General features: G+C 57.7%; 30 protein-coding genes. 27 read left to right on the top strand and 3 right to left on the bottom strand.

What is annotated here, in order from left to right; genetic code table 11:
• Positions 1-32 precede the first annotated feature (32 nt).
• The 3 genes from eno (at position 33) to ispD (ending at position 2477) form a co-directional block, all read left to right on the top strand.
• Positions 33-1322 (top strand): phosphopyruvate hydratase, encoded by a 1290-nt coding sequence (gene eno / locus FGA82_RS22610; RefSeq protein WP_007908839.1) that lies wholly within the window; start codon positions 33-35, stop codon positions 1320-1322.
• Positions 1323-1494: 172 nt separating this feature from the next.
• Complete coding sequence (gene ftsB / locus FGA82_RS22605) at positions 1495-1773, top strand: cell division protein FtsB (protein ID WP_007908838.1); 279 nt, start codon at positions 1495-1497, stop codon at positions 1771-1773.
• Complete coding sequence (gene ispD, locus FGA82_RS22600; protein ID WP_141128822.1) at positions 1770-2477, top strand: 2-C-methyl-D-erythritol 4-phosphate cytidylyltransferase; 708 nt, start codon at positions 1770-1772, stop codon at positions 2475-2477. The genes ftsB and ispD overlap by 4 nt, the downstream gene beginning before the upstream one ends.
• A gap of 143 nt (positions 2478-2620) precedes the next feature.
• On the opposite strand, the gene FGA82_RS22595 is transcribed toward ispD, so the two are convergent.
• Positions 2621-3517, bottom strand: a complete 897-nt coding sequence (locus tag FGA82_RS22595) for a LysR substrate-binding domain-containing protein (RefSeq protein WP_141128821.1) — start codon at positions 3515-3517, stop codon at positions 2621-2623.
• 117 nt (positions 3518-3634) lie between these two features.
• On the opposite strand from FGA82_RS22595, the gene FGA82_RS22590 reads away from it, so the two are divergent.
• The 8 genes from FGA82_RS22590 (at position 3635) to rpoS (ending at position 10887) form a co-directional block, all read left to right on the top strand.
• Entirely contained in the window at positions 3635-4747 is a 1113-nt protein-coding gene (locus FGA82_RS22590; protein ID WP_008081726.1) for an S-(hydroxymethyl)glutathione dehydrogenase/class III alcohol dehydrogenase, read from the top strand.
• A gap of 90 nt (positions 4748-4837) precedes the next feature.
• The gene (fghA, locus tag FGA82_RS22585) at positions 4838-5689 is read left to right on the top strand and encodes an S-formylglutathione hydrolase (protein ID WP_171057347.1); all 852 of its coding nucleotides are present in this window, start codon (positions 4838-4840) and stop codon (positions 5687-5689) included.
• A 44-nt stretch (positions 5690-5733) separates the two neighbouring features.
• The gene (gene ispF, locus FGA82_RS22580) at positions 5734-6207 is read left to right on the top strand and encodes a 2-C-methyl-D-erythritol 2,4-cyclodiphosphate synthase (protein WP_141128819.1); all 474 of its coding nucleotides are present in this window, start codon (positions 5734-5736) and stop codon (positions 6205-6207) included.
• Positions 6204-7262: a tRNA pseudouridine(13) synthase TruD gene (truD, locus tag FGA82_RS22575; protein WP_141128818.1), complete on the top strand. Its 1059-nt coding sequence runs from the start codon at positions 6204-6206 to the stop codon at positions 7260-7262. Before ispF ends, truD begins: the two co-directional genes overlap by 4 nt.
• Complete coding sequence (surE, locus tag FGA82_RS22570; protein ID WP_007908831.1) at positions 7250-7999, top strand: 5'/3'-nucleotidase SurE; 750 nt, start codon at positions 7250-7252, stop codon at positions 7997-7999. Before truD ends, surE begins: the two co-directional genes overlap by 13 nt.
• Positions 8000-8040: 41 nt before the next feature.
• Positions 8041-8676, top strand: coding sequence for a protein-L-isoaspartate(D-aspartate) O-methyltransferase (locus tag FGA82_RS22565; protein WP_171057346.1), 636 nt, complete (start codon positions 8041-8043; stop codon positions 8674-8676).
• Positions 8677-8888: 212 nt separating this feature from the next.
• Complete coding sequence (locus FGA82_RS22560) at positions 8889-9770, top strand: peptidoglycan DD-metalloendopeptidase family protein (RefSeq protein ID WP_116028752.1); 882 nt, start codon at positions 8889-8891, stop codon at positions 9768-9770.
• Between the two features lie 106 nt (positions 9771-9876).
• On the top strand, positions 9877-10887 hold the full coding sequence (gene rpoS / locus FGA82_RS22555) for an RNA polymerase sigma factor RpoS (RefSeq protein WP_122591386.1): 1011 nt from the start codon (positions 9877-9879) through the stop codon (positions 10885-10887).
• 558 nt (positions 10888-11445) lie between these two features.
• On the opposite strand, the gene fdxA is transcribed toward rpoS, so the two are convergent.
• Positions 11446-11769 (bottom strand): ferredoxin FdxA, encoded by a 324-nt coding sequence (gene fdxA / locus FGA82_RS22550; protein ID WP_008077096.1) that lies wholly within the window; start codon positions 11767-11769, stop codon positions 11446-11448.
• 163 nt (positions 11770-11932) lie between these two features.
• On the bottom strand, positions 11933-14503 hold the full coding sequence (gene mutS / locus FGA82_RS22545; protein WP_171057345.1) for a DNA mismatch repair protein MutS: 2571 nt from the start codon (positions 14501-14503) through the stop codon (positions 11933-11935).
• Positions 14504-14754: 251 nt separating this feature from the next.
• Between mutS and FGA82_RS22540 the strand changes: the two genes are divergently transcribed.
• The 16 genes from FGA82_RS22540 to FGA82_RS22465 all read left to right on the top strand — a co-directional run bounded on the left by FGA82_RS22540 (position 14755) and on the right by FGA82_RS22465 (position 26037).
• Entirely contained in the window at positions 14755-15513 is a 759-nt protein-coding gene (locus FGA82_RS22540; RefSeq protein ID WP_141128816.1) for a winged helix-turn-helix domain-containing protein, read from the top strand.
• Positions 15480-15971 carry a hypothetical protein gene (locus FGA82_RS22535; RefSeq protein WP_141128815.1) on the top strand — a complete coding sequence of 164 codons (492 nt, stop codon included), beginning with the start codon at positions 15480-15482 and terminating at the stop codon, positions 15969-15971. Before FGA82_RS22540 ends, FGA82_RS22535 begins: the two co-directional genes overlap by 34 nt.
• A gap of 199 nt (positions 15972-16170) precedes the next feature.
• Positions 16171-16530 (top strand): hypothetical protein, encoded by a 360-nt coding sequence (locus tag FGA82_RS22530; protein WP_141128814.1) that lies wholly within the window; start codon positions 16171-16173, stop codon positions 16528-16530.
• The gene (locus tag FGA82_RS22525; protein WP_141128813.1) at positions 16527-16907 is read left to right on the top strand and encodes a DUF1090 domain-containing protein; all 381 of its coding nucleotides are present in this window, start codon (positions 16527-16529) and stop codon (positions 16905-16907) included. Before FGA82_RS22530 ends, FGA82_RS22525 begins: the two co-directional genes overlap by 4 nt.
• A 90-nt stretch (positions 16908-16997) precedes the next feature.
• Positions 16998-17180, top strand: coding sequence for a hypothetical protein (locus tag FGA82_RS22520; protein WP_141128812.1), 183 nt, complete (start codon positions 16998-17000; stop codon positions 17178-17180).
• A 138-nt stretch (positions 17181-17318) separates the two neighbouring features.
• Complete coding sequence (locus FGA82_RS22515) at positions 17319-18053, top strand: LexA family transcriptional regulator (RefSeq protein WP_141128811.1); 735 nt, start codon at positions 17319-17321, stop codon at positions 18051-18053.
• Positions 18054-18658: 605 nt separating this feature from the next.
• Entirely contained in the window at positions 18659-19081 is a 423-nt protein-coding gene (locus FGA82_RS22510) for a tail fiber assembly protein (RefSeq protein WP_141128810.1), read from the top strand.
• A gap of 142 nt (positions 19082-19223) precedes the next feature.
• The gene (locus FGA82_RS22505; RefSeq protein ID WP_064393158.1) at positions 19224-19562 is read left to right on the top strand and encodes a phage holin family protein; all 339 of its coding nucleotides are present in this window, start codon (positions 19224-19226) and stop codon (positions 19560-19562) included.
• Positions 19563-19632: 70 nt separating this feature from the next.
• Entirely contained in the window at positions 19633-20154 is a 522-nt protein-coding gene (locus tag FGA82_RS22500; protein WP_141128809.1) for a hypothetical protein, read from the top strand.
• A gap of 1 nt (position 20155) precedes the next feature.
• Positions 20156-20764 carry a phage baseplate assembly protein V gene (locus FGA82_RS22495; RefSeq protein ID WP_141128808.1) on the top strand — a complete coding sequence of 203 codons (609 nt, stop codon included), beginning with the start codon at positions 20156-20158 and terminating at the stop codon, positions 20762-20764.
• 14 nt (positions 20765-20778) lie between these two features.
• The gene (locus tag FGA82_RS22490) at positions 20779-21111 is read left to right on the top strand and encodes a phage baseplate protein (RefSeq protein ID WP_141128807.1); all 333 of its coding nucleotides are present in this window, start codon (positions 20779-20781) and stop codon (positions 21109-21111) included.
• On the top strand, positions 21108-22103 hold the full coding sequence (locus FGA82_RS22485; protein ID WP_141128806.1) for a baseplate J/gp47 family protein: 996 nt from the start codon (positions 21108-21110) through the stop codon (positions 22101-22103). The genes FGA82_RS22490 and FGA82_RS22485 overlap by 4 nt, the downstream gene beginning before the upstream one ends.
• A complete protein-coding gene (locus FGA82_RS22480; RefSeq protein ID WP_141128805.1) occupies positions 22100-22735 on the top strand; it encodes a phage tail protein I in 636 nt (211 codons plus the stop codon). The genes FGA82_RS22485 and FGA82_RS22480 overlap by 4 nt, the downstream gene beginning before the upstream one ends.
• Positions 22736-25192 (top strand): phage tail-collar fiber domain-containing protein, encoded by a 2457-nt coding sequence (locus FGA82_RS22475; protein ID WP_249384278.1) that lies wholly within the window; start codon positions 22736-22738, stop codon positions 25190-25192. It abuts the gene before it with no gap.
• A gap of 5 nt (positions 25193-25197) precedes the next feature.
• Positions 25198-25746: a DUF4376 domain-containing protein gene (locus tag FGA82_RS22470; RefSeq protein ID WP_141128804.1), complete on the top strand. Its 549-nt coding sequence runs from the start codon at positions 25198-25200 to the stop codon at positions 25744-25746.
• 105 nt (positions 25747-25851) lie between these two features.
• A complete protein-coding gene (locus tag FGA82_RS22465; protein ID WP_007908808.1) occupies positions 25852-26037 on the top strand; it encodes a hypothetical protein in 186 nt (61 codons plus the stop codon).

Here is a 26037-nt window from a genome sequence, read left to right as displayed (position 1 = left end):
TCGTTTTCGTCAACTTTGGAGTGTTTACAACAATGGCAAAAATCGTCGACATCAAAGGTCGTGAAGTTCTCGACTCCCGTGGCAATCCCACCGTGGAAGCGGACGTGCTTCTCGACAACGGCATCATCGGCAGCGCGTGCGCGCCGTCCGGTGCATCCACTGGCTCGCGTGAAGCGCTCGAGCTGCGTGATGGCGACAAGAGCCGTTACCTGGGCAAGGGCGTGCTCAAAGCGGTAGCCAACATCAACGGTCCGATCCGCGATCTGCTGCTGGGTACCGACCCAAGCGACCAGAAAGCCCTGGATCACGCGATGATCAAGCTCGACGGTACCGAAAACAAGGCAACTCTGGGCGCCAACGCCATCCTCGCCGTGTCCCTGGCTGCGGCCAAGGCTGCTGCACAGGATCAGGACCTGCCGCTGTACGCACACATTGCCAACCTCAACGGCACGCCGGGTGTTTACTCGATGCCGGTGCCGATGATGAACATCATCAACGGTGGCGAGCACGCCGATAACAACGTCGACATCCAGGAATTCATGGTGCAGCCGGTTGGCGCCAAGTCGTTCTCGGAAGGTCTGCGCATGGGCACCGAGATTTTCCATCACTTGAAAGCTGTGCTGAAGGCCCGTGGCCTGAGCACTGCCGTTGGCGACGAAGGCGGTTTCGCACCGAACCTGGCGTCCAACGAAGACGCGCTGAAAGTGATCTCCGAAGCTGTGGCCAATGCCGGTTACAAGCTGGGCACTGACGTGACCCTGGCCCTGGACTGTGCGGCCAGCGAATTCTACGAAGACGGCAAGTACAATCTGTCCGGCGAAGGCCAGGTGTTCACTGCTGAAGGTTTCGCTGACTACCTGAAAGGCCTGACCGAACGTTACCCGATCATCTCGATCGAAGACGGTCTGGACGAGTCCGACTGGGCTGGCTGGAAGATCCTCACCGACAAGATCGGCGAGAAGGTTCAATTGGTGGGCGACGACCTGTTCGTGACCAACACCAAGATCCTGAAAGAGGGCATCGATAAAAACATCGCCAACTCGATCCTGATCAAGTTCAACCAGATCGGCACCCTGACCGAAACCCTGGAAGCCATCCAGATGGCCAAGGCTGCCGGTTACACTGCAGTGATCTCGCACCGTTCGGGCGAAACCGAAGATTCGACCATTGCCGACCTGGCTGTGGGCACCTCGGCTGGCCAGATCAAGACCGGTTCGCTGTGCCGTTCCGACCGCGTTTCCAAGTACAACCAACTGCTGCGTATCGAAGAGCAGTTGAATGGCAAGGCCAAGTACAACGGTCGCAGCGAGTTCCGCGGCTAAGTACAAATCGATGGAAGGACACCGGATTGTGTCGAAAAAGTCGTGACAGCGATGGATTTGCCACTAATCTGATGCCTTGACAGCACAAGCCTGGATCTTTCCAGGCTTCGTGCTATCAGATGCTTCAAAGTTTTGGCGTGGCTGTCTTTTTTCACTGGATACCTGATATTCGATGCGCAGTCCTTACTGGTTGTTTCTCGTTTTGCTCTTGCTACTGGCCGGTCTGCAGTACCGCCTGTGGGTGGGCAATGGCAGTCTGGCGCAAGTCGCCGAGCTGAATCAGCAGATTGCTGATCAACACGCCGAGAACGAAGGTTTGCTGGAGCGCAATCGGGTGATGGACGCTGAAGTCAGCGAGTTGAAGAAGGGCATGGAGACCGTTGAAGAACGGGCTCGTCACGAACTGGGCATGGTCAAGGACGGCGAAACCCTTTACCAGTTGGCCCAATGATCAATTCCCTGCCGGCCTTTTGGGCCGTGATTCCTGCCGCGGGCGTCGGTGCCCGAATGGCCGCGGACCGTCCCAAGCAATATCTGCAACTGGGCGGGCGCACAATTCTCGAACACAGCCTTGGCTGTTTCCTCGATCACCCAAGTCTCAAGGGTTTGGTGGTCAGTCTTGCGGTTGATGATCCTTACTGGCCGAACCTCGCGTGCGCGGGCGACTCGCGTATTCAGCGGGTTGAAGGCGGGGCCGAGCGTTCTGGTTCGGTGCTCAATGCCTTGCTGCATTTGCATGCGCAGGGTGCCGATGATGAAGACTGGGTGCTGGTGCACGATGCGGCACGCCCAAATCTGAGTCGTGAAGATCTCGACAAGTTACTTGATGAGCTGGCGGATGATCCGGTGGGCGGTTTGCTCGCGGTGCCGGCGCGCGACACGTTGAAGCGGGTCGACAAGCAAGGTCGGGTGGTTGAGACCGTGGATCGCAGCGTGATCTGGCAGGCGTACACGCCGCAGATGTTTCGCCTCGGTGCGTTGCATCGGGCGTTGGCGGACAGTCTGGTGGCGGATGCCGTGATTACCGATGAAGCTTCGGCGATGGAGTGGGCCGGTCTCAAGCCGCGTCTGATTGAAGGGCGGGCGGATAACCTCAAGGTGACACGGCCGGAAGATTTGGAATGGTTGCGTCAGCGTTGGGCGAATCGCTGCTGAGTGCTGTGCTGCCTGTTCTGCTGCCTTCGCGAGCAAGCTCGCTCCCACATTTGCTTTGCGCCTGACACCCAATGTGCATTCACTGCGGGCCCCCTGTGGGAGCGAGCTTGCTCGCGAAAGCGGCTGCTCAGACAACGCGTGAGTTACCCACGATACTCCGGCCGTTCAGCCAACCCTTCCTTAAGAAAATCCACCAACTTGCGCACCTTCGGCGACAAATGCCGTTGCTGCGGATACAGCGCCCACACCGCCGTATTCGGTGGCTGATGCGCCTCCAGCAACGAAATCAGCGCGCCACTGTGCAAATGTTCCAGCACGTAATAATCCGGCAACTGACACAACCCCACTCCCTGAAGCGCCGCATCCAGCACCGCCTGCCCACTGTTGCAGCGCCAGTTGCCCTGCACCCGCTGGGAAAATTCCCGCCCGTTTTGCTCAAGCTGCCAGAGGTCCGAGCTGCCGATCAGGCAATTATGGCGAGAGAGTTCCGACAAACTGTGTGGGCGACCGTACCGCTCAACGTAGGACGGTGACGCGCAGAGATACATTCGCCGAGGCGCCAGGCGTGTCGCAACCAACCGCGAGTCCTGCAAACGACCCAAGCGAATCGCCAGATCCAGCCCTTCATGCACCAGATCGAGTTGGCGATTGCTCAGCTCGATATCGACGCGCAACTGCGGATACAGCCCCATGAACCGCGTCACCAACGGCACGATAAACCGCTCGCCGTAGGCGACGGCACAGGTCATGCGCAGCATGCCTTTCGGTTCGCTGGTCAGGTCGCCAACTGCGCGCAAGGCTTCTTCACGACCGTCCTGCAAACGTTGGCAATGTTGCAGGAATGTCTGTCCAGCCTCAGTCAGCGTCACCCGGCGGGTACTTCGATAGAGCAGGCGCGTCTGTAAACGCTCCTCCAGGCGTACGATTTGTCGACTGATGTGGGAGGACGAAACCCCAAGACGTTCGGCGGCGGCAGTGAACTGGCTGCATTCAGCAACGGCGACGAACTCGTCGATGCCTTCCCAGCGGTTTTCGGACATCGGGATTATCCCTGTATGGCAATAATGTTTTGCTTTTGCCCGGATTATTCATTGTAAAGCCATGTATTACACTCCTTGTCTGGTTTTTTTATTCATTGGATTCACTGGAGAGTCAGCATGATCAAGTCGCGCGCCGCCGTTGCCTTCGAGGCCAAGAAGCCGCTGGAAATCGTAGAAGTCGATGTCGCCATGCCCAAGGCCGGTGAAGTGTTGCTGCGCGTAGTCGCTTCCGGGGTTTGCCACACTGACGCCTACACCCTGTCCGGCGCTGATCCGGAAGGTATTTTTCCTTCGATCCTTGGCCACGAAGGTGGCGCCATTGTTGAAGCGATCGGCGAAGGCGTGACCTCGGTTGCCGTTGGCGATCACGTCATTCCGCTGTACACCCCGGAATGCGGCCAGTGCAAATTCTGTAAGTCGGGCAAGACCAACCTGTGTCAGGCGATTCGCGCAACCCAGGGCAAAGGTTTGATGCCGGACGGCACCTCGCGTTTTTCCTACAAGGGCGAAACAATTTTTCACTACATGGGCACTTCAACGTTCTCGGAATACACCGTGTTGCCGGAAATCTCCGTGGCCAAGATCTCCAAAGATGCGCCATTGGAAAAGGTTTGCCTGCTAGGCTGCGGCGTCACCACTGGTATCGGTGCAGTGCTTAACACCGCCAAGGTCAAACCGGGTGACACCGTGGCCATCTTCGGTCTCGGCGGTATTGGTCTGTCGGCAGTAATCGGCGCGGTGAAAGCCAAGGCTGCGCGCATCATCGCCATCGACATCAACCCGGCCAAGTTCGAGATCGCCAAACAACTCGGCGCCACCGACTGCGTGAACCCGAAAGACTTCGATCGTCCGATCCAGGAAGTGATCGTCGACATGACTGATGGCGGCGTCGACTTCTCCTTTGAGTGCATCGGCAACGTGCAACTGATGCGCGCCGCCCTTGAGTGCTGTCACAAAGGTTGGGGTGAGTCGGTGATCATCGGTGTTGCCGGTGCTGGTCAGGAAATTTCGACCCGTCCGTTCCAGTTGGTGACCGGTCGCGTCTGGCGCGGTTCGGCATTCGGCGGCGTGCGCGGTCGTACCGAGTTGCCAAGCTACGTCGACATGGCCCAAAGCGGCGAAATCCCGCTGGATACGTTCATCACTCACACCATGGGTCTGGAAGACATCAACAAGGCCTTCGACCTGATGCACGAAGGCAAGAGCATCCGTACCGTCATTCATTTCTAAAAGCAGCCCCAAGTTACAAGCTTCAAGCTGCAAGCAAAGGCGCTTTTGCCTGTTCTTGAAGCTCGAAGCTTGCCACTTGCAGCTGGGAGAATCCCCATGAGTCTGGAAAACATCTCCTGTCAGAAGAGTTTTGGCGGTTGGCACAAGCGTTATCGCCATCGCTCCGACGTGCTCGGTTGCGACATGGTGTTTGCCGTCTACCTGCCGCCGCAGGCGGAGCAGGGCGGCAAGCTGCCGGTTCTGTATTGGTTGTCCGGCCTGACCTGCACCGACGAAAACTTCATGCAAAAGGCCGGCGCGATGCGCATGGCCGCTGAACTCGGTTTGATCATCGTTGCGCCGGACACCAGTCCGCGCGGCCCTGATGTGCCGGCTGATCCGGACGGTGCGTGGGATTTCGGCCTCGGCGCCGGGTTCTATCTGAATGCTACGCAGGAGCCTTGGTCGCGCCACTATCGGATGCATGACTATGTCGTGCAGGAATTGCCTTCATTGGTTGAAGCGCATTTCCCTGCGTCGGACAAACGCAGCATCAGCGGCCACTCGATGGGCGGCCACGGTGCGTTGGTCTGCGCATTGCGAAATCCAGGGCGCTATCAATCGGTGTCGGCGTTCTCGCCGATCAACAATCCGATGGATTGCCCGTGGGGGCAAAAAGCCTTTTCCCGTTTCCTCGGTGAAGACCGTTCGAAGTGGAAAGAGTGGGATGCCTGCGCACTGATCGCCGAAGCGGATGAAAAACTGCCGCTGCTGGTCGATCAAGGGGATCGCGACGACTTCCTCGCCACTCAGCTCAAACCCGAAGCCTTGCAACAAGCGGCAAAACAAGCGGGTCATCCGCTGACATTGCGCCTGCAACCGGGCTACGACCACAGCTATTTCTTCATCTCAAGCTTTATAGACGACCACTTGCAGCATCACGCACGCGCTCTGCGCGGTTAATGCGGGTAGAATCACGCCCTGACAAAAATCGGGGCGTTTTTTTTATGCGTATTGGCCACGGCTATGATGTGCACCGTTTCGCTGAAGGCGATTTCATTACTCTGGGCGGCGTGCGCATTGCACACAGCTTCGGGCTGCTCGCTCATTCCGACGGTGACGTCCTGCTGCACGCCTTGAGCGATGCCTTGCTCGGCGCTGCGGCGCTGGGTGATATCGGCAAACACTTCCCGGACACCGACCCGCAATTCAAGGGTGCCGACAGCCGCGCGCTGCTGCGTCATGTGGTCGCGCTGATCCATGCCAAAGGCTGGAAAGTCGGCAACATCGACAACACCATCGTTGCCCAGGCGCCGAAAATGGCCCCGCATATCGAATCGATGCGCGCGCTGATCGCGGCGGATCTTCAAGTTGAGTTGGATCAAGTGAACGTGAAAGCTACCACCACCGAAAAGCTTGGCTTTGTCGGTCGCGAAGAAGGTATCGCCGTGCACTCCGTTGCCTTGTTGCTGCGCGCATGAATGAACTGCAATTGCTCGGCCCGCGCGCCTATGGCGAACCATTGGGGACCGCGGTACTGAAAGCCATCGCTGAAGATTTTCAGGTCGATGAAGTCCTCGACATCCCGTTCAGTGGCGACGGTGAACACCTGTGGATCTGGGTCGAGAAACGCGGCCTGAACACTGAAGAAGCTGCGCGGCGTATCGCCAAGGCTGCCGGCGTGCCGCTGCGCACGGTCAGCTATGCCGGTCTCAAGGATCGTCAGGCGCTGACCCGCCAGTGGTTCAGCGTGCAATTGCCGGGCAAGGCCGATCCGGATCTGTCGGCGGCGGAAAACGATACGCTGAAAATCCTCAAGATCACTCGCCACAAACGCAAGCTGCAACGCGGCGCGCATTCGGCCAATGGTTTCACCTTGCGCTTGACTCAGTTCGCTGGCGATAAAGATGCGATTGAACAGCGACTGCAACTGATCGCCAGGCAAGGCATCCCCAATTATTTCGGCGCCCAGCGTTTCGGCCATGACGGCGGCAACGTCGTTGACGCGCGTTCGTGGGCCGCGCGCAAAGCCCTGCCGGAGCAACGCAATGTGCGTTCGCGCCTGCTCTCGACCGCGCGCAGTTTTCTGTTCAATCAGGTGCTCGCCGCACGGGTTGCCGATGGCACCTGGCAAAAAGCCCAGGTCGGCGATCTGCTGGCGTTCACCGACAGCCGCAGTTTTTTCCCGGCCGGTGAGGCCGAGTGCAGCGACCCGCGTCTGGCGATTCTTGACCTGCATCCGACCGGCCCGCAGTGGGGCGAAGGTGACTCGCCGACCGCAGGCGCTGTCCATGATCTGGAGCAGGGGATTGCCGCCGGTGAAGCGGATCTGCGCGATTGGTTGATCAACGCCGGTATGAGTCACGAACGTCGCATCCTGCGGCTGCCCATTGGCGGGTTGACGTGGCATTATCCCCAGCCTGACATTCTGCAACTGGAATTCGTCCTCCCGGCCGGATGCTTCGCCACTGTATTGGTGCGCGAACTCGTTGATCTGGTGCCGGTGGGGCAGACGGACAGCCCATGCGTATTCTGATTTCTAACGACGATGGGGTAACCGCACCCGGTCTTGCCGCGCTTTATGCTGCGCTGGCGGATTATACCGAGTGCGTGGTTATCGCCCCGGAGCAGGACAAAAGCGGCGCCAGCAGTTCGCTGACGCTCGACCGTCCGCTGCACCCGCAATATCTGGCCAACGGCTTTATCAGCCTTAATGGCACACCGACCGACTGCGTGCACCTGGGCCTGAACGGCTTGCTGGAGCGAGAGGCGGACATGGTGGTTTCCGGCATTAACCTCGGCGCCAACCTTGGCGACGATGTGCTGTATTCCGGGACAGTGGCGGCCGCCCTTGAGGGACGTTTTCTCGAGCGTCCGTCGTTCGCTTTTTCGCTGGTCTCGCGGCAAGTGGATAATCTGCCGACGGCAGCTTACTTTGCGCGCAAACTGGTCGAGGCCCATGCCGGGCTCGATCTGCCACCGCGCACGGTGCTCAATGTGAACATCCCCAATCTGCCCATCGATCACATTCGTGGCATCCAGCTGACCCGGCTCGGCCATCGCGCCCGCGCGGCGGCGCCGATGAAAGTGGTCGATCCGCGTGGCAAGGCCGGTTACTGGATTGCCGCTGCCGGCGATGCCGAAGATGGCGGCCCGGGCACCGACTTTCATGCGGTGATGCAGGGCTATGTTTCCATCACCCCGTTGCAGCTCGATCGCACCTTCAACGATGCCTTTAGAAGCCTCGACGGCTGGCTGGAGGGACTGCGCTGATGGCCCGTGAACACGAAGACCGGCTGCGCAGCGGTATCGGCATGACCTCGCAGCGAACCCGTGAGCGTCTGATCCAGCGCCTGTACGAAGAGGGTGTGTCCAACGCCAAGGTGCTGGAAGTGATTCGGCGCACGCCGCGTCACCTGTTCGTCGATGAAGCGCTGGCCCATCGCGCCTATGAAGACACGGCGCTGCCGATCGGCAATAACCAGACGATTTCCCAGCCTTATATGGTGGCGCGCATGAGCGAGCTGCTGTTGGAGGCGGGTCCACTGGATAAAGTGCTCGAGATCGGCACTGGTTCCGGTTACCAGACTGCGGTGTTGTCGCAACTGGTTGAGCGAGTGTTCTCGGTCGAGCGCATCAAGGTGCTGCAAGACCGTGCCAAGGAACGTTTGGTCGAACTGAACCTGCGCAACGTGGTGTTCCGCTGGGGCGATGGCTGGGAAGGCTGGCCGGCGCTGGCGCCGTATAACGGCATTATCGTCACCGCCGTGGCCACGGATGTACCGCAAGCCTTGCTCGATCAACTGGCTCCGGGCGGGCGCATGGTGATCCCGGTGGGCTCCGGTGAAGTGCAACAATTGTTGCTGATCGTGCGTGAGGAAAACGGCTTTTCCCGACACGTTCTGGGGGCTGTTCGTTTCGTGCCGCTGCTTAATGGGCCACTGGCCTGAGCATTTGTTCCGGTGCGCTGAATTCCTTTCGTTCGTCTGTGTCTTACACCGGCAGCGATGGTTTAAACGCAGCAGATTGCCAACTTGCAAACGTGTGCGCGAAGCGATTTCGCTTCATTAAAGGTAAAGCCGATCCGGCCCGTTATACTGGCGACACCTCATGCCGACATCCGGCATTTCACATTTTTCAGCCACCACAAAGGGAGCGGCGGGTGAGTCTCACAGTCATTGCGCAGCGTATGGGTAACACGAGCTTTCAGCGCCTGGTGACTGGCCTTGTCTTGAGCACCTTGCTGGTCGGTTGCTCCAGCACCAAATCGAGCAATGTCCGGGTGGTCGATCGCAACAATGCGGTGGCCCAGCGTCCTACCGTGACGACCGGACAGTATGTAGTCCGTCCGGGCGATACGATGTTTTCAATCGCGTTTCGCTATGGCTGGGACTACAAAGCCCTCGCGGCCCGGAACAATATTCCTACGCCGTACACGATCCATCCGGGTCAGACGATTCGCTTCGATGGCCGCACCGGTTCAACGCCGACGGCGGTGGTCAGCAACAGCAGTTCTTCGCCTTCTTCTTCGAGTAAAACCACGGTAATCCGGCGCCAGGCAAATGGCACGACGACCACCACAACCACCGGTTCTACTGGCGGTTCGGCAGGCGTTGCACCGTCCGTCGCCAACAAGCAAGCACCCGCGCCACTGCCTCCGGCAGGTCCGGCCCCGACCGGCTGGGGATGGCCATCTAATGGCATTCTGATTGGAAAATTCTCTTCAAACGGTAGTTTGAATAAAGGAATTGATATCGCCGGAGATTTGGGACAGCCTGTTTTAGCTGCGTCTGATGGGACGGTGGTATACGCCGGGAGTGGCTTAAGGGGCTACGGCGAATTAGTCATCATCAAACACAGCGAAACCTACGTCAGTGCCTACGGACATAATCGCAGGCTGTTGGTTCGGGAGGGACAGCAGGTCAAGGTCGGACAGACAATTGCCGAAATGGGGTCAACGGGTACAGACCGGGTGAAACTGCATTTTGAGATTCGCCGCCAAGGTAAACCTGTAGATCCGCTGCAGTTCCTGCCAAGACGTTGATTTGTAAGCCAGCCTGTTCCGTCACGTAGAGGGGACAGGCTCCAGCGCTGCCAAGGATAAAGGCGTCGCTTGAGCTTGGGGTCGAACTCACCAAAGGACTATAACAATGGCTCTCAGTAAAGAAGTGCCGGAGTTTGACATCGACGATGAGGTTCTCCTTATGGAGACCGGCATCGATTCGGATTCTTCGATGTCGAATGATGAAGGGGCTGCTCCACCTTCCGTTCGTTCCAAATCCAAACACTCCGCTTCACTTAAACAACATAAGTACATCGATTACACGCGTGCACTTGATGCCACGCAGTTGTATCTCAACGAAATCGGCTTTTCCCCATTGCTCTCCCCGGAGGAAGAAGTTCATTTTGCGCGCTTGTCGCAAAGTGGCGATCCGGCCGGGCGCAAGCGCATGATTGAAAGTAACCTGCGGCTGGTGGTCAAAATCGCCCGGCGTTACGTAAATCGGGGGCTGTCGCTGCTGGATCTGATCGAAGAGGGCAACCTTGGGCTGATCCGGGCGGTGGAAAAGTTCGATCCCGAGCGCGGCTTCCGTTTCTCGACTTACGCGACCTGGTGGATTCGTCAGACCATCGAGCGCGCGATCATGAATCAGACCCGGACCATCCGGTTGCCGATTCACGTGGTCAAGGAACTCAACGTGTACCTGCGGGCTGCACGGGAGCTGACGCAAAAGCTCGACCACGAACCTTCACCCGAAGAAATCGCCAACCTGCTGGAAAAACCGGTGGGCGAGGTCAAGCGTATGCTGGGCCTTAACGAGCGGGTTTCTTCGGTCGACGTCTCGCTGGGTCCGGATTCGGATAAAACCCTGCTCGACACCCTCACCGATGATCGTCCGACCGATCCGTGCGAACTGTTGCAGGATGACGACCTGTCGCAGAGCATCGATCAATGGCTCTCGGAGCTGACCGACAAGCAGCGCGAAGTGGTTGTACGCCGCTTCGGCTTGCGCGGTCATGAGAGCAGCACGCTGGAAGATGTAGGCCTGGAGATCGGCCTGACCCGGGAGCGGGTGCGGCAGATCCAGGTGGAGGGCCTCAAGCGCCTTCGTGAAATCCTCGAGAAGAATGGCCTGTCGAGCGAGTCGCTGTTTCAGTAAGCGCATCACACGACCACCCGCAAAAAGCCCCGACTGGTTCGGGGTTTTTTTTTGCGCGACGGCCTAGGTAGGAGCTGCCGAAGGCTGCGATCTTTTGATTCTGTTTTTAACATCAAAAGATCGCAGCCTTCGGCAGCTCCTACAGGGGAGGTTTTGTAGGTTTGCGGTGTAAGCCTTGGCTTACCGTTCCGTAGGTGTTCGTTATTTTTACACTGAAGCAGACGGCGATCGTACTCAAGCTAAGTATTTAACATATTGATTTATATACTTATTTTTTAATGTGAAGGGCTTATTACAGTTTTTTTTGGTATCCAGGGACGATTGCTCTTGGCAGGGAACTCTTTAGTATCTGGATTGTGTCGACGGACAGACACGCCCTTCAAGGAAGAGGGGAACGGACATCGCAGGAAGCGATTCATCAGGATGATGAAAAGGAATACAGGGAATAGGGAAAAAATGTGGGCGGGTCATACCGCCCCTTTTTTTGCCCGTAAAAAAGCAAATGACAGAAAAGCAAAAAGGCCCGCAAGGGGCCTTTTCATTCGAGCGCGGGGCAGATCAGCGTTCGAGGTCTTTGATCTTGCCTTTGACACCATCCCACTCTTCGGCATCAGGCAGCGATTCTTTCTTCTCGGTGATGTTCGGCCAGATTTCAGCCAGATCAACGTTCAGTTGAATGAACTCCTGCATCTCTTCCGGAACTTCGTCCTCGGAGAAGATTGCTACAGCCGGGCATTCCGGTTCGCACAGGGCGCAGTCGATGCACTCATCCGGGTGAATCACCAGGAAATTCGGGCCTTCGTAAAAGCAGTCCACCGGACAGACTTCTACGCAGTCGGTGTACTTGCACTTGATGCAGTTGTCGGTGACGACGAAGGTCATTTCTAATTTTCTCCTCAGGCGGCGGCAGCGTTGCCCCTTCACGGTTGGGGTCGCCAGGTTCGGGAGCGATACCTGCTGGCCAGGCTATTAGCCAGCAGCATCCCAAACCGCGCGAGATTCTAACAGCTTGAAGCCGTTTGCGTTATATCCGCTTCTTCAGTGCTTATATCCGGTTCTTCAGTGCATAGAGCATTTCGAGTGCACGGCGCGGGGTCAGGTCATCCAGATCCAGTTTAGCCAGCTCATCGAGTACCGGGTGCGGCAGGCTGGCGAACATGTCGCTTTGCTGTGGCGTCGCCGGTTTGCCCTTGGCGGCAGGTTTCGGCGCTTCATGCGGCAAAGCGGTTTCTTCCAGTCGGCTCAGGTGCTCGCGGGCACGCACGATGACTTCGCTTGGCACGCCGGCCAATTGCGCCACCGCCAGACCGTAGCTCTGGCTGGCAGGCCCCGGTAGCACGTGGTGCAGGAAGACGATGCGTTCGTTGTGCTCGGTGGCGTTGAGGTGGACGTTGGCCACCAATGGCTCGGCTTCAGGCAGCACGGTCAGTTCGAAGTAATGCGTAGCGAACAGCGTGTAGGCGCGCAGATGGGCCAGACGCTCGGCCGCCGCCCATGCCAGCGACAGACCGTCGAAGGTGCTGGTGCCGCGACCGACTTCGTCCATCAGCACCAGGCTGCGCTCGGTGGCGTTGTGCAGGATGTTGGCGGTCTCGCTCATTTCGACCATGAAGGTGGAACGGCCACCGGCGAGGTCATCACTGGAGCCGATGCGGGTGAAGATGCGGTCGACCAGCGACAGTTCGCAACTGGCCGCCGGTACGAAGCTGCCGATATGCGCGAGCAGGACGATCAGTGCGGTTTGGCGCATGTAGGTGGATTTACCGCCCATGTTCGGGCCAGTGATCACCAACATGCGCGTGTTGTCGTCCAGGCTCAGGTCGTTGGCCACGAACGGCGTGGTGAGTACTTGCTCGACCACCGGGTGACGACCCTGGGTGATGCGCATGCAGGGCTCGCTGACGAAGCGCGGGCAGTTCAGGTCGAGGTTCAGCGCACGCTCGGCGAGGTTGCTCAACACGTCAAGTTCGGCCAGCGCACCGGCGGTGTCCTGCAACGGTGGCAACTGGCTGATCAAGTCTTCCAGCAGCGCTTCGTAAAGCATCTTCTCGCGGGCCAGAGCACGGCTCTTGGCCGAGAGTGCCTTGTCTTCGAATTCCTTCAGCTCAGGCGTGATGAAACGCTCGGCGCCTTTCAGGGTTTGTCGACGGATATAGTCCGCCGGTGCCGACTCGGCCTGTTTGCTCGGCAATTCGATGAAGTAGCCGTGAATGCGGTTGTAGCCGACTTTCAAGTGGCTCAGACCGGTGCGGGCTTTCTCGCGGGCTTCGAGATCGATGAGGAACTGGCCAGCGTTTTCGCTCAGCGATTGCAGCTCGTCAAGTTCGCTGTCGTAGCCGGTTTTCAACACGCCGCCGTCACGGATCACCGCCGGCGGGTTGTCGATGATGGCTTTTTCCAGCAGCGCCGCCAATTCCGGGTAAGTGCTGGTGGTGGTCGCCAGACCTTGCAGGTGCGGCGCTTCCAGATCGGTCATCGCCATTTGCAGTTCAGGCAGTGCGCCAAGGGCGTCGCGTAGCCGGGCAAGGTCACGAGGACGCGCGTTGCGCAGGCCGATCCGCGCGAGAATTCGCTCGATATCGCCGATTTCCTTGAGCTGCGGTTGCAGCTTTTCGAAACGATAACGATCGAGCAGGCAAGTGATCGAGGTCTGGCGCGCCAGCAATACCGTCAGATCGCGCAACGGGCGATTCAGCCAGCGGGTCAGCAAACGGCTGCCCATGGCGGTCTGGCAACGGTCGACCACCGATTGCAGGGTGTTGTCGCGGCCACCGGCCAGGTTGGTGTCCAGTTCCAGGTTGCGGCGGCTCGCACCGTCCAGCACCACGGTGTCGTCGAGACGTTCGTGGCGCAGGCTGCGCAGGTGGGGCAGGGCAGTGCGCTGGGTTTCCTTGGCGTAGGCCAGCAGGCAACCGGCAGCGCCGATGGCCAGGGTCAGGTTCTCGCAGCCAAAGCCCTTCAGGTCTTGGGTGGAGAACTGCTGGCAAAGGCTTTTCAGTGCTGAATCACGCTCGAAATCCCACGGCGCACGACGACTGACGCCACGGCGTTTTTCCGCTGGCAGGTCCCTTGGCCAGTCATCCGGGATCAGCAACTCAACCGGATTGATCCGCTCCAGTTCCGCGAGCAGGTTCTCCCAGCCTTTGATTTCCGACACGCTGAAACTGCCGCTGGTGATGTCCAGCACGGCCAGACCGAACAGACGCTCATCCCCCAGCAGCGCAGCGATCAGGTTGTCGCGGCGCTCGTCGAGCAGCGCCTCGTCACTGACCGTCCCCGGCGTGAGGATCCGCACCACCTGACGTTCCACCGGGCCTTTGCTGGTCGCCGGGTCGCCGACCTGCTCGCAAATCACCACCGACTCGCCAAGCTTGACCAGTTTCGCCAGATAGCCTTCCGCCGCGTGGTAAGGAATGCCACACATCGGAATCGCCTGCCCCGCCGACTGTCCACGGGCGGTCAGGGTGATGTCCAGCAACTTGGCTGCCTTCTTCGCGTCTTCGTAGAAGATCTCGTAGAAGTCGCCCATGCGGTAGAACATCAGCTGATCTGGATGCTGATTCTTCAAGCGCCAGTACTGCTGCATCATCGGGGTGTGGGAGGACAGGTCTGAAATAGCTTTATTCATCAGAGGTTTAGCTTTACCGGAAAAAGTGACAAGGCAAAAACGGGGTCGTTCGCATCTACGAAATGGCGAGTGTTTGCCAGCGATGCGGCCCGTGGGTTGATTCAGTGGGGCTGAGTATGAAGTTTTTTTGAGGTGGATGCAGCAACGCGCGGCCGCTCGGGTTGGCATTGTGTCCTATAGTGCCGAAAAGCTATCGAATGATCAGAACGCGTGGGCGCAAGGCAAGTCGAGGAAGCAGCTTGGAACAGTCAGAGGGCATCGGCTCACAAGCGTCAGCGAGCGATTGTTACTACGATGCAGAGAAAATGACCCTCAGCCGGGCGCGGCGGTCAGCCTTGCTGGGCAGTAATGAAAGTGACCTGCTGCTAGCGCTGATAGCCGGCGTGACTGATAAGGAACAACTCATCTCCAGGGTCTGGGGGGAGCGCGGGCTGGTGATTTCCGACAGCAGTTATTACAAGACCCTGCACATGCTCCGCGCGCATTTCGCTGACGTTGGTTTGCCACGGGACAGTCTCAAAACTTTGCCACGCCGTGGCGCGGTGCTGTTGTGTGAAATCCGGTTGGTCAGCGCGCAGACTCAAGCCTCTGAGTCGCCGCCTGCGTTGGTAAACGATGCTGAACCGTCCATCGTCGACGCTCCCACGGTGAAAAAGCCATTCAGTCGTTACTGGCGCTTCCTTTTGCCTGCAATCCTGGTGTCGGCGATTGCTCTTCCGGTCTTTTACGCTTATCTGGTGTTTAAAAAGCCCGCTGATCTGGAGGAGTGGAAACTCATCTGGCAAGAAGGCGAAGCGAAATTGTATGTAGAAGAAAGTGAAAGAATGTCCAAAGAGGATATTGTCAAAGCGCTCAGCGAGTTCGAACCACCGATTGTATTGTCCGATATTAACTACTATGTGCGTAAACCGCTCTCTCAATTACTGATCAAGTGTATCAAGCCGGAAAGTAAAGGGGAGGCCATATGCGTGAACTACCAACTCGTTGGAAAAAAATAATCGCATTGTTTGGCGTCTCGTCTGCATGCATCTTTGGTGCTCTGGTTATCAGGCATTTCTATTTTATTAATCGCGATATTCCACGCGCCCCCTGTTTTGCATCCATCGATTTTGTCCATACTCATGATCACGAAGTTCGTTGGCATGGCGTTGGTGATATGACGATCGATCCAAGGGAGGGCGCTCTCTATGTGTACTACGTCGTCAAAACACCTGAAGGAAAAGTTTATACCTATGATCGAAAGTTCGAGATTGCACTAACACATCTGGATACTTCCAGGTTTCTGTTCAAGACGCGTTCGATTGTAAAGTTTGACGCGGATACTGCCGGCGATGAACTTCCGTTCATGGAAAGAGGCTTTCAAGGCGGTATGGTGACGTTCAATTACTTCTCCGATGCCGAGTATTACTACAACATCAATAACCTGATCAATGGCGTATGCCACGTCCCTCGCTAGCGCAAACCCCCCGGGTGCAAGGCCTCCGGCGACTAAGTAAGACTGAGTAAGACGCCAGTAAGGCCTCAACGGCCGTTCGTTGTTAATGTGATCCAAGTCAAGCCAACAGCCCCTGCGACTGCCGGAGAGTCAGCGCAGTGCGGCTGTTTAGTTGCCTTGAATAACATGATGATGTTTAGGCTGTTGAGGAACGTTATAAATGCTCTGGTTTTGCGTGCGCAGTTCTCATGGGGCCAAGTCTCCCGCCTGGAAGCGATCAATTGCAATAAGCCGGGAAGGTATTGTGTTTGTGCCGGCGGTTATTGCTGGAAAAGAAAAGGATGTGAGTATTTCCACATTGTGTGATCGCACTCCTGTTCTGCTGTGTTTCGATCATGTTTACGTACCAGTAGCGTGGATGGTGGAGCATTTTCCAACGTGTAGAGCTCGCTGTCGCGACATGATGATGGCGGCACTTTCTGGCGTACAGGAAACGTTAGGTTGTCGTAATGCATGGTCTCGGGTGAGCAACTTCCGTAGCCGCGCTGGAGAAAAAAATTATCTGGGATTTTTCTCATGAGACCGAGTCTGTTTTGCAATCTGTCTCTGCTGATTGGTAGCGTTTTGATCATAGATAGTTCATGGGCTGGTGCCCGTGAAAGTTGCGCGCAGCGCCGTGCCGAACTTGTGTTCCAGATTGAGCGCGCTGAGGCGACGGACAATGTTTATCGCAAGTCCGGTCTAGAGCAGGCACTTGCCAATGTCGAGCGTTATTGCCAAGAACCCTCCGCGCAAGATGACCGTTCAAGCGCCATCCAGAAGGCCGAAGCCGAAGTGCGACGCAGACAGAACTATCTGGAGGCCGCGCGTCAGTACGGTGATGTGAAAGTGATCAAGAAACAGGAAGCGAGGCTCGAACGGGCTCAGACAAAACTGCAAAAGCTTATGGATGAGTAAAGAGCCAATCACCGCCAAAGATTCGCGGGGTGTGTTCTTTCTTCAACCCTGCAATTCAACGTGTTCATCAGTGACACCGGGAAATCGAATATGAAAAACATCCTTATCATTGCTTCAGTCTTTACTTCTGCTGTGCTGATCTCTGGCTGTACCGCCACCGACTGGGTGCACGCTGCCGGGGGAATCATGGGCGCCAAGGACGATTACGACAGGAAGGCCAGAACTGATCGACTTAAAAAAGCCAATGCTGCTGCGCGTCGCGTCAAAGGCTGACCACACGTTGGCGCTGGACCGTTATTCAATGCAGAATGATGGCTCGGCAATATCATTTTGCAGCTGAATTCATTTTTATGCGTTAATTATGCAAATCAGCATTTGTCTTAACGAATAACTTCAAGCACTATGCGCGTTATGCAAAAACGCAACGTAGCCTCCGTCTTAAGAGCACTGCTCGACCAGCACGGGATCTCCCCCACGGAGCTCCACCGTCGCACCGGCGTGCCTCAATCAACTCTCTCGCGAATTCTCAGCGGGAAGATCGTCGATCCCTCGGATAAACACATCTCGAAGATCGCCGAGTACTTCGCCGTGAGCACCGATCAATTGCGCGGGCGCGCGGATGTCGTGCCGTCGGCCGGTGCCGCGCGTGATGACGTACACGCGGAACTCAAGGACATAATGCTGTGGGACGACGATACGCCTGTCGATGATGACGAAGTATCGGTGCCGTTCCTTCGCGAGGTTGAATTGGCTGCTGGATCAGGAAGATTCGTCATCGAAGAGAGCGAACGCTCTAGCCTGCGCTTCGGCAAGCGCAGCCTGCGCCATAATGGTGTGCAGTTCGACCAGGCCAAATGCGTGACAGTGCGCGGCAACAGCATGTTGCCGGTGTTACGCGATGGCGCCACCGTCGGCGTCAATGCGGGCAAGTGCGGCATTGGCGACATCATTGATGGCGACCTTTACGCAATCAACCACAATGGCCAGTTGCGCGTGAAGCAACTCTACCGCTTGCCCACCGGCATTCGTCTGCGCAGCTTCAATCGCGATGAACACCCGGACGAGGACTACAGCTTCCAGGAAATCCAGGAAGAGCAGATCGTCATTCTCGGTCACGTCTTCTGGTGGGGCATGTACGCCCGCTAGCCTGAACCCCTTCAGATAGAACCCGCCCTTTGCGGGTTTTTTTTCGTCTGCACAAAAACCTGCAGCCCTTGAACGGCGGGGCTCCCATGCATCTGCGCATTTATCATGCATAAATAAATGCATTTACGCATTGACTGGATATGCATACATGCATATCCTTGCCACCAAGCCGCTCGACAAAGCGGCTGGCAAGAAAGCTCTTTAGTTCCACAAGAACAGGCAGCGATGAACCGGCCTCAACGGTTCAGAGGGTTGGCAACTGACCCGGGTGTGCAGCGTAAAGCACCAGAAGCAGTTATCCGGCGGGCAGGGACCGCGGTCGGAAAAACAGTTTGAATGGACTCGTACCGCGCCAGTAGCGCCGAAAAGTCAGCTTCCTTCTTGAACACAGGATTTGAAGGAAGGCGAAGGAGCGCATTACTGAAAAGCCCGGCACTGGTGCCGGCCTTTTTGGAATGCCTGCCTAACTTCATCGCGATGTTTATCGCTAACAACAAACCCAGCAACACGAAATGAATCTTTATTAACTGGTCTGGCCTGTCGCGCCGTACTGACAGACATAACACACAGCGTTCGCTTAGAACTCATCAAAAAAGGGAATTGGAATGAATCGTTACGCACTTACAACCACCGTAATGGGTTACACCGTGATTCTTCAGGTGGTCGACACCGAGGGAGACGCTCCGGCTGTACCGGCAAATGAACCCTATGCCGCATGGCGGGACATCACCGGTAACGACACTGCTCAGTCGGGAATGAAAATCACCTGGGGCCCTGCTGGAGATGAATATGTTGCGGCTACTCCCCTCGAGCAACAACTGATCACCACCGGTCGCATGCAACAACGTTTTGATGCAGCCGAGCGCTGGCTGATGTTTAACCCTTTGCAATACAAGTCGGACCTCGGCATCGCCACTCCAGCGGACGAGTCGGCTTTGATCGCCTATAAGCAGTACTTCGTTGCCGTCAGCGAAGTTAACGAGCAAAACACATTCCCGACGATCAATTGGCCAGTCGCTCCGTTCTGATTCGGCATATCCGCCGTAACCAAGTCTGGAGTGCATTACTGAAAAGCTCAGCCCCCGCGCCGGGCTTTTTGGAATGCCTACCTCAAGAGAAACCGATTGAACCCAACACACACAATTCATCCATCACACCAGGAGGCGTGACATGACAACCGAGCAACAAGCGTTGGCAGACATGCCGATCTGGCTGGTCATCCTCCTTGCCGTAGTGGGCGGAGTGTCCGGCGAAATGTGGCGGGCCGACAAGGAGGGCGCACGTGGCTGGCCGCTGCTGCGCCGTCTGGCCCTGCGCTCCGGTGCCTGCATGATCTGCGGTGTGTCGGCGATCATGCTGCTGTATGCCGCCGGCATGTCGATCTGGGCCGCTGGCGCGTTCGGTTGCCTGACAGCGATGGCCGGCGCCGACGTCGCCATCGGTCTGTATGAACGCTGGGCCGCCAAGCGCATCGGCGTCTGCGAAGTCCCGCCCCGCGACCAACCTTAACCGTATTAATTCTCCGTGCCGCCATTTTGGCGGCAGGGCTGCGCGTGGACGATCGAAAAGGAGGTCATGTATGCCCACACCGATCCAGCAGCCGTCGCAACTGTTCACGGCCATCGCGACGACACTGCGCAACGCTGCCGGTCTCAACCTCAATGTCGGCAATCACGATGATTTCATTGCCCCGGGCGATCAGGCTTGGGTGTTGATCAACTTCGACCGGAATGGGGCGGGAGTACGTGGCGCTGACGGGCGAATTGCGCATGTCATGACGGTATCCCTGCAAGTCATCCCGGCCCTTTCTGCCAGCGCATTTGCAGCATGCGATCTGATCGCTGTGCTGAAAAATCTGATCACCGACAACGGTTGGAGCTTGCCCGGCGATCAATGCGATCTGCCAATGAACATTGATGGCTTGCCGTCATTACTCATTCGCGCCGATCAGCAATACAAAACCTGGACGCTGACGTTCAACCAAACCCTCTACCTCGGCCCGACCTTGCTCGACGATCCACTCGGTACGCCGAAATTCGCCCGCACCTGGGAAGTCAGCAATATCGACGATCCCGACCAATACACCGCGCTGGAGGCCTGAGATGTTTGATGCACTATTGCGCATGCAACTCGGCCCGATCATCGAGCGCCTGGCCGAGATGGAAGCGGAAATCGAAGACCTGCACCGCCGCGCGGAAAGCTTTTGCCGCATCGGCATTTGCCAGACAGTCGACGCCGCGAGCAACAGCTGTCAGGTCAGTCACGGTGGCTTGCTCACGCCGGCCATCAAGTTTTTCAACCCCAGTGCCGGGGCGCAAAGTGAGTCGCGGATTCCAACAGTGGGTGAGCAGTGTCTGCTGTTCAACTACGGCAGCGGCGAAAGCGGCGCACAAAGCGTGGCGTTGTTCGGCTTGAACAGCGATCGCTTTCCGCCAGCCTCCACGGTGCCGACGCTGACCCGTCGAGTGCATCAGGACGGCAGCGAAAGTGGTTACGACGATGCTTCGCACACCCTGCACTGGCAAAACGGCCCGGCAGCCTTCAGCGGTTCTCGCGACTCGCTGGAACTGAGCATCGGCCCGGCCCGATTAGCGATGACTCCACAAATGATCATCCTGCAACTCGGTGCCGTCGGCCTGACTATCGACACCTCGGGCGTGCACTTCAGCGGCCCATTGGTCGATCACCAGGGCCGCGTCATCAGCCCCTGAATCAAGAGCTTCCCATGATCGGAATCGATAGAGACAGCGGGGCCACGGTCGACGACTGGCTGCAGTTTGTGCAGCGCGCGACCCGGGCCCTGACCACGCCGCTGGGCACCCGGCAAAAACGGCCTTTGTACGGATCACTGATCCCCTCGCTACTGGGGAAAAACCTCGGTGATGACGTTCTGCTGTTGGCCCAGAGCCACGCGGCGCAAGCGTTCTACAACGCCGAAAACGGCATCAGCGATTTTCAACCGCAAGTGATCGTCGCCAGCCGTCAGGGCGCCGGCCTGCTGCTGCGTTTCGCCGGCACCTGGAAAAACCGTCAACAAACCTTCGAGGTCGTGACATGAGCATGTTGATCCCCGGCCAGAACCAATTGGCCGAACCCGCGCTGATCACCGTTGAAGCCTTCGAAGACTTGCTCGCTGAGTTCAAGACTTTCGTCGTCGAATACGTCGGGGCACGTTCGCCGGACAGTGCTGCGAAACTCAGGACCAGTCTCGAGAACGAAAGCGAACTGCTGACATTGGCGCTTGAAGCTTTCTGTGTGCGGCTGCAAACCCACGAGCGCAAATACAACGCTCGCATCAAACAGATGCTGGCGTGGTGGGCGACGGGCAGCAATCTCGATGCGCGGCTGGCGGACATGGGCCTTGAGCGGCAGTTACTTGATCCAGGTGATTCGGCAGCATTTCCACCGGTGCCGGCGATTTATGAAAGCGACGACGACGCGCGTTTGCGTTATTACCTGGCGCCGCATGCGCCGGCAGCAGGTTCGCGGATGCAGTATCGCCGCGAAGTCTTCACCCTCGGCGAGCGTCCGACAGTGCAGGTCGAATCCACCGAGGCAGGTGTGGTGAATGTCACCTACACCTTCAATCCGGACGGCCTCGCCGCGCAGGTCAAGGATGGCAATGCTCGACGCACCGCGCCGGGCGAAGTGCAGGTCACTGTCCTGTCCCGCGACGGCGATGGCACGCCTTCCGCGTCGCTGCTTGAAGGCGTTCGTCAGCACTTCGCACGGCCTGATGTACGACCGGAAACCGACCTCGTCACCGTCAAGGCTGCCGACATTCAGCGCTACAAGATTCGCGTCGTCGCCAAGATCAATTCCGGCCCCGACTCGGGCCTGACCAAAGTCGCTGCGCAACAACAATTGCAGGCCTACGCCGACAGTTGCCATCGCCTCGAAGGCCGGGTCGATCCGAGCTGGATCGACTACACGCTGCACAGCGCCGGCGCCGTGCAATTGCAGATTCTAGAACCGTTGGCGCCGATCGTGACCTCAGCGTTTCAAGCGCCGTACTGCACGGCGGTCGAGGTTGAGGTGCTGATGCTATGAGTGAAAAAACTCAGCGCCCGACGTTGTTGCCGGCGAACAGTTCGGCCCTCGAACGCGGCCTGGATCTGGGCTTCGGCGCACTGCTTGATCGCATCGCGCCGCCATTTCCCGAACTGATGAACCCCGCAGAAACCCCGGTCGCTTTTCTGCCGTATCTGGCAGCTGATCGCGGTGTTGCTGAATGGAGCACCACCGCACCGGAGGCAGAAAAGCGCCTGACCGTCGAGCTCGCTTGGCCCACCGCGCGCCAGGCCGGCACTCGCAAGGCGCTGGAAAACGCCGCCAAGGGTTTGCAGTTAAGACCCGAGATCCGCGCCTGGTACGAGCAGACACCGCCCGGCGCGCCGTACAGCTTTTCCGTACGCGCCTTCAGCGACCAACCCTATAGCGAAGAAATCGACGCCCGTCTCGATCGACGTCTGGCTGATGCCAAGAGCGAGCGCGATGTGCTGACGGTCTCCGTTGGCTTGAGCGCTTTCGGCAATCACGTCATCGGCGCCGCGACGTTCTGCGGCGAACTGACCACGGTTTATCCGGTGTTCATCGAAGGGCTCGAAACCTCGGGAGAGGCGTTCGTGGCTGCCGGCATGTACACCGTCGAAACATCCACTATTTATCCCCAGGGGGCCTGAATGGCTGACTATTACACCCTGCTCACCAACGCAGGGATTGCCTACGAAACGGCGTGCAAGGCCGCGGGCACGCCGATCAAGTTGACGCAGATTTCCGTCGGTGACGGCGGCGGCACGGTCTACAACCCGGCCGCGACCGCCACTGCGCTGAAGCGCGAAGTCTGGCGCGGACCGCTCAATGCGCTGTTCCAGGACGAGAAAAATCCGAGCTGGCTGCTCGCCGAAGTGACCATTCCGCCGGATGTTGGCGGCTGGTATGTGCGGGAAGCGGGGTTGTGGACTGACACCGGGATTCTTTACGCCATCGTCAAATATCCGGAGTCGTTCAAACCGGTGCTGGCCACCTCGGGTTCGGGCAAAGAGTTCTACATTCGCTCGATTTTCGAGACGAGTAATGCGTCGCTGGTGACGTTGTTGATCGACGACACCGTGGTCAAAGCCACCCGTGCCTGGGTCATGAGTTATCTGGCCGAAGAACTCGGCAAACTCGATGGCAAGCAATCGGTGCGTGTTGCGGCATCCACCAACATCGTGTTGAACGGTGCGCAGCAAATCGACGGTGTTGCAGTGATTGCTGGCGACCGCGTGCTTGTTGCGAACCAGACGCTGGCCAAGGACAACGGCCTGTGGATCGTCGCCAATGGCGACTGGGTACGGGCGACCGATGCCAACAGTAACGCCAAGGTTACGCCGGGTCTGACGGTCATGGTCGAGGAGGGCACGGCGAATGGAGATTCGTTGTGGCACCTGACCACCAATGCACCGATCACCCTCGGCACGACCGCGTTGACGTTCAAGATGCTGGCCGGGCGCACCGGGATTGCTGCCGGGACTTACAAGAGTCTGACGGTTGATGAATATGGCCGTGCGACTGCCGGGGCAAACCCCGAGACGCTGGCTGGGTTTGGGATCAAGGACTCTTACACCAAGGCTGAAGTCGAAGCGCTGATTGCCAAGGCTTCGGCGTTGCCGGTGGGGTCGATTGTTGCGTTCCCGGTTGATGCACCACCGCCGGGGTTTCTGGAGCTGGATAACAGCGTCAAGAGCAGTGCGACGTACCCGGACTTGAGCGCTTATCTGGGCGGCAAGTTCAACAAGGGTGATGAGGGCGCTGGGAACTTCCGTTTGCCGGAGGCGCGTGGGGAGTTTTTGCGGGGTTGGGATCATGGGCGCGGGGTGGATGCTGGACGAGGAATTGGTAGCTACCAGGCAGATGAACTCAAGTCTCATACCCACGTCTTCTCGGCACCGACATCCATTACAGCATCAGGCGGCTCATACGGAATCATTCTATCTGCAGGTGGTACTCCCAATTGGTCTACTACCTACACCGGTGGAAATGAAACTCGCCCCCGCAACATCGCCGTCATGTGGTGCATCAAAGCCTGGAACGCCCCGGTCAATCAGGGGACCATCGATGTCGCCGCACTGGCCAAGGAAGTCGAACGGCTCAAGTCTGCTGTTCCGGTTGGTGCTGTTCTGGCGTTCCCGACGGGTATCGTCGCTCCCGGTTATCTGGAACTGGATGGCAGTGTTCAGAGCATTGCGACCTATCCTGACCTGGCCGCTTACCTCGGCACCACTTACAACAAAGGTAATGAGGGCGCAGGCAATTTCCGCTTGCCGGAATCGCGTGGTGAGTTCCTGCGTGGATGGGATCATGGTCGAGGCGTGGATGCAGGTCGCTCTCTAGGCAGTTGGCAGAAAGCCACGCTGATGGGAGTCGACGCCGTTACTCAGGACGGGCTTGGCGTTCAATCTGTAAGTGCCGCGTGGAAGGTCAATGCTGACGGTTCGGGAAACAGTCATGCGTTCGTCGGTGGGGATCTTGCGGGGTCTGCAGCTTACATCGGCGCAGGTATATCGACCGGAGTTCCCCCCTCCGCACTCTTTCAGGCAGATGAGGCCCAATACACTCGAGGAACACTGGTCGGCACTCGCCCGCGCAACCTCGCCGTCATGTGGTGCATCAAAGCCTGGAACGCGCCGATCAATCAGGGAAGCATCGATATCGCCGCACTTTCGGTATTCGCTCAACAAGCGACCGAAATCAAACTTGGAACTGCCAATGTCGCTACGCAGGCGCTGACAGATGGTGGTGCGAATGACGCCACGATCGTGACCCCGAAAAAGCTCCGCTGGGGTTTTCAGATCCTCAAGGGGGCAACCGGCGGCTACATAGTGTTTCCTTCGTGGCTGGGCGGCTTTGTCATCCAATGGCTCGATGTTGTCATGCCGACGACTTCGCTCGGCACTACCAGGTTTGTGTGGCCAATGACTTTTCCAACCACCATGGCGGCGTGCGCTATTGCAACGAACTGTATGAATAGCTCGCCGGGTTACAACAGCTTAGCGGTAGTGGCCCGCGATAAAAACGGCGCAACGCTTCAAAACCTTGGTTTGTCGGGGGCTTTTGGTGCGGTTGCCCCTACAACTGTCATTGCTGTGGGGTGGTAGTGGTTATGACTAAATATGCAGTATTTGATAACACAGGCATTTTGACAGGACGCTATGACTCAGCCCTTCACGCAGATATTCCCAGTGGGGCTGTCGCGATCACTGCAGAGCTGTTTCGTCGCACGGTATTAGAATCAGATGGGGTTTGGCGGTTGGTTGACGGAGAGGTAGTCAAGGAGCCAATCGCCGAAGTCTTGCCAAACTATCCGCAACTTGTCGCCGTCGAGCGCTACAGGCGCGAGGCAACTGGCGTAAGCGTTGAAGGTTTGCAAATCGAGACCACCCGAGACAGCCAGGCGCTGATTGCCAGTACCGGATTGTCCGCCGTCCTCGATCCCGATTACCGCTGCAACTTCAAAACGGTGACTGGTTTTGTCGAGATCGGGTCGGGGCAAATCATTACCATCGCCAAGGCTGTTCGGGCTCACGTTCAAGCTTGTTTTGATCGCGAGTTGACACTTTTGCGCGCGATCAAGGCCGGTGAATTCCACGAAGATATGCTGTTGGACGGTTGGCCTGATTCCGCTCCGCTTGATCCTATAGAACCTCAATAAGAGCCCCTCCCCCCCCCCCGGGGCGTTTTCTTATCCGCTCAAAAAACTCAACACCCGCCAAGCCCCTCCCAAAGAGGGGCTTTCCCGTTTATGGAGAAACGAAAAATGGCAACCCGCCAAACCTACACCGTGCTCGTCCCATTCCCCACCGGCGGTGGGCATTGGTCGAGCATCGGTCAAGACCTTGATCTGCTCGATGTCGAAGCCAGTGCCTTGCACTTCGCCGGTCGACTGGAACTGAAAACACCTACCACCCAGGCCAAAAAGGCCGCTGCCAAGAAGGCTGACTGA

It is taken from the genome of Pseudomonas fluorescens (assembly GCF_005938625.1).
Lineage (GTDB): Bacteria > Pseudomonadota > Gammaproteobacteria > Pseudomonadales > Pseudomonadaceae > Aquipseudomonas > Aquipseudomonas fluorescens_BD.
The sequence above is the reverse complement of the archived record's forward strand: the minus strand, read 5'-3'. Positions and strand labels throughout refer to the sequence as shown.

Excerpts from the sequence above, each read along its gene's own strand:
- FGA82_RS22485 (WP_141128806.1), top strand. The coding sequence starts at position 21,108 with ATGAGCATGTTGATCCCCGGCCAGAACCAATTGGCCGAACCCGCGCTG.
- rpoS (WP_122591386.1), top strand. The coding sequence starts at position 9,877 with ATGGCTCTCAGTAAAGAAGTGCCGGAGTTTGACATCGACGATGAGGTT.
- ispF (WP_141128819.1), top strand. The coding sequence starts at position 5,734 with ATGCGTATTGGCCACGGCTATGATGTGCACCGTTTCGCTGAAGGCGAT.
- truD (WP_141128818.1), top strand. The coding sequence starts at position 6,204 with ATGAATGAACTGCAATTGCTCGGCCCGCGCGCCTATGGCGAACCATTG.
- FGA82_RS22515 (WP_141128811.1), top strand. The coding sequence starts at position 17,319 with ATGCAAAAACGCAACGTAGCCTCCGTCTTAAGAGCACTGCTCGACCAG.
- ispD (WP_141128822.1), top strand. The coding sequence starts at position 1,770 with ATGATCAATTCCCTGCCGGCCTTTTGGGCCGTGATTCCTGCCGCGGGC.
- FGA82_RS22495 (WP_141128808.1), top strand. The coding sequence starts at position 20,156 with ATGTTTGATGCACTATTGCGCATGCAACTCGGCCCGATCATCGAGCGC.
- FGA82_RS22505 (WP_064393158.1), top strand. The coding sequence starts at position 19,224 with ATGACAACCGAGCAACAAGCGTTGGCAGACATGCCGATCTGGCTGGTC.
- FGA82_RS22590 (WP_008081726.1), top strand. The coding sequence starts at position 3,635 with ATGATCAAGTCGCGCGCCGCCGTTGCCTTCGAGGCCAAGAAGCCGCTG.
- FGA82_RS22525 (WP_141128813.1), top strand. The coding sequence starts at position 16,527 with ATGAGACCGAGTCTGTTTTGCAATCTGTCTCTGCTGATTGGTAGCGTT.
- FGA82_RS22470 (WP_141128804.1), top strand. The coding sequence starts at position 25,198 with ATGACTAAATATGCAGTATTTGATAACACAGGCATTTTGACAGGACGC.
- FGA82_RS22530 (WP_141128814.1), top strand. The coding sequence starts at position 16,171 with ATGCTCTGGTTTTGCGTGCGCAGTTCTCATGGGGCCAAGTCTCCCGCC.
- fdxA (WP_008077096.1), bottom strand. The coding sequence starts at position 11,769 with ATGACCTTCGTCGTCACCGACAACTGCATCAAGTGCAAGTACACCGAC.
- FGA82_RS22490 (WP_141128807.1), top strand. The coding sequence starts at position 20,779 with ATGATCGGAATCGATAGAGACAGCGGGGCCACGGTCGACGACTGGCTG.
- FGA82_RS22595 (WP_141128821.1), bottom strand. The coding sequence starts at position 3,517 with ATGTCCGAAAACCGCTGGGAAGGCATCGACGAGTTCGTCGCCGTTGCT.
- FGA82_RS22510 (WP_141128810.1), top strand. The coding sequence starts at position 18,659 with ATGAATCGTTACGCACTTACAACCACCGTAATGGGTTACACCGTGATT.
- FGA82_RS22565 (WP_171057346.1), top strand. The coding sequence starts at position 8,041 with ATGACCTCGCAGCGAACCCGTGAGCGTCTGATCCAGCGCCTGTACGAA.
- FGA82_RS22520 (WP_141128812.1), top strand. The coding sequence starts at position 16,998 with ATGAAAAACATCCTTATCATTGCTTCAGTCTTTACTTCTGCTGTGCTG.
- ftsB (WP_007908838.1), top strand. The coding sequence starts at position 1,495 with ATGCGCAGTCCTTACTGGTTGTTTCTCGTTTTGCTCTTGCTACTGGCC.
- surE (WP_007908831.1), top strand. The coding sequence starts at position 7,250 with ATGCGTATTCTGATTTCTAACGACGATGGGGTAACCGCACCCGGTCTT.
- eno (WP_007908839.1), top strand. The coding sequence starts at position 33 with ATGGCAAAAATCGTCGACATCAAAGGTCGTGAAGTTCTCGACTCCCGT.
- FGA82_RS22475 (WP_249384278.1), top strand. The coding sequence starts at position 22,736 with ATGGCTGACTATTACACCCTGCTCACCAACGCAGGGATTGCCTACGAA.
- FGA82_RS22480 (WP_141128805.1), top strand. The coding sequence starts at position 22,100 with ATGAGTGAAAAAACTCAGCGCCCGACGTTGTTGCCGGCGAACAGTTCG.
- FGA82_RS22465 (WP_007908808.1), top strand. The coding sequence starts at position 25,852 with ATGGCAACCCGCCAAACCTACACCGTGCTCGTCCCATTCCCCACCGGC.
- FGA82_RS22500 (WP_141128809.1), top strand. The coding sequence starts at position 19,633 with ATGCCCACACCGATCCAGCAGCCGTCGCAACTGTTCACGGCCATCGCG.
- FGA82_RS22535 (WP_141128815.1), top strand. The coding sequence starts at position 15,480 with ATGCGTGAACTACCAACTCGTTGGAAAAAAATAATCGCATTGTTTGGC.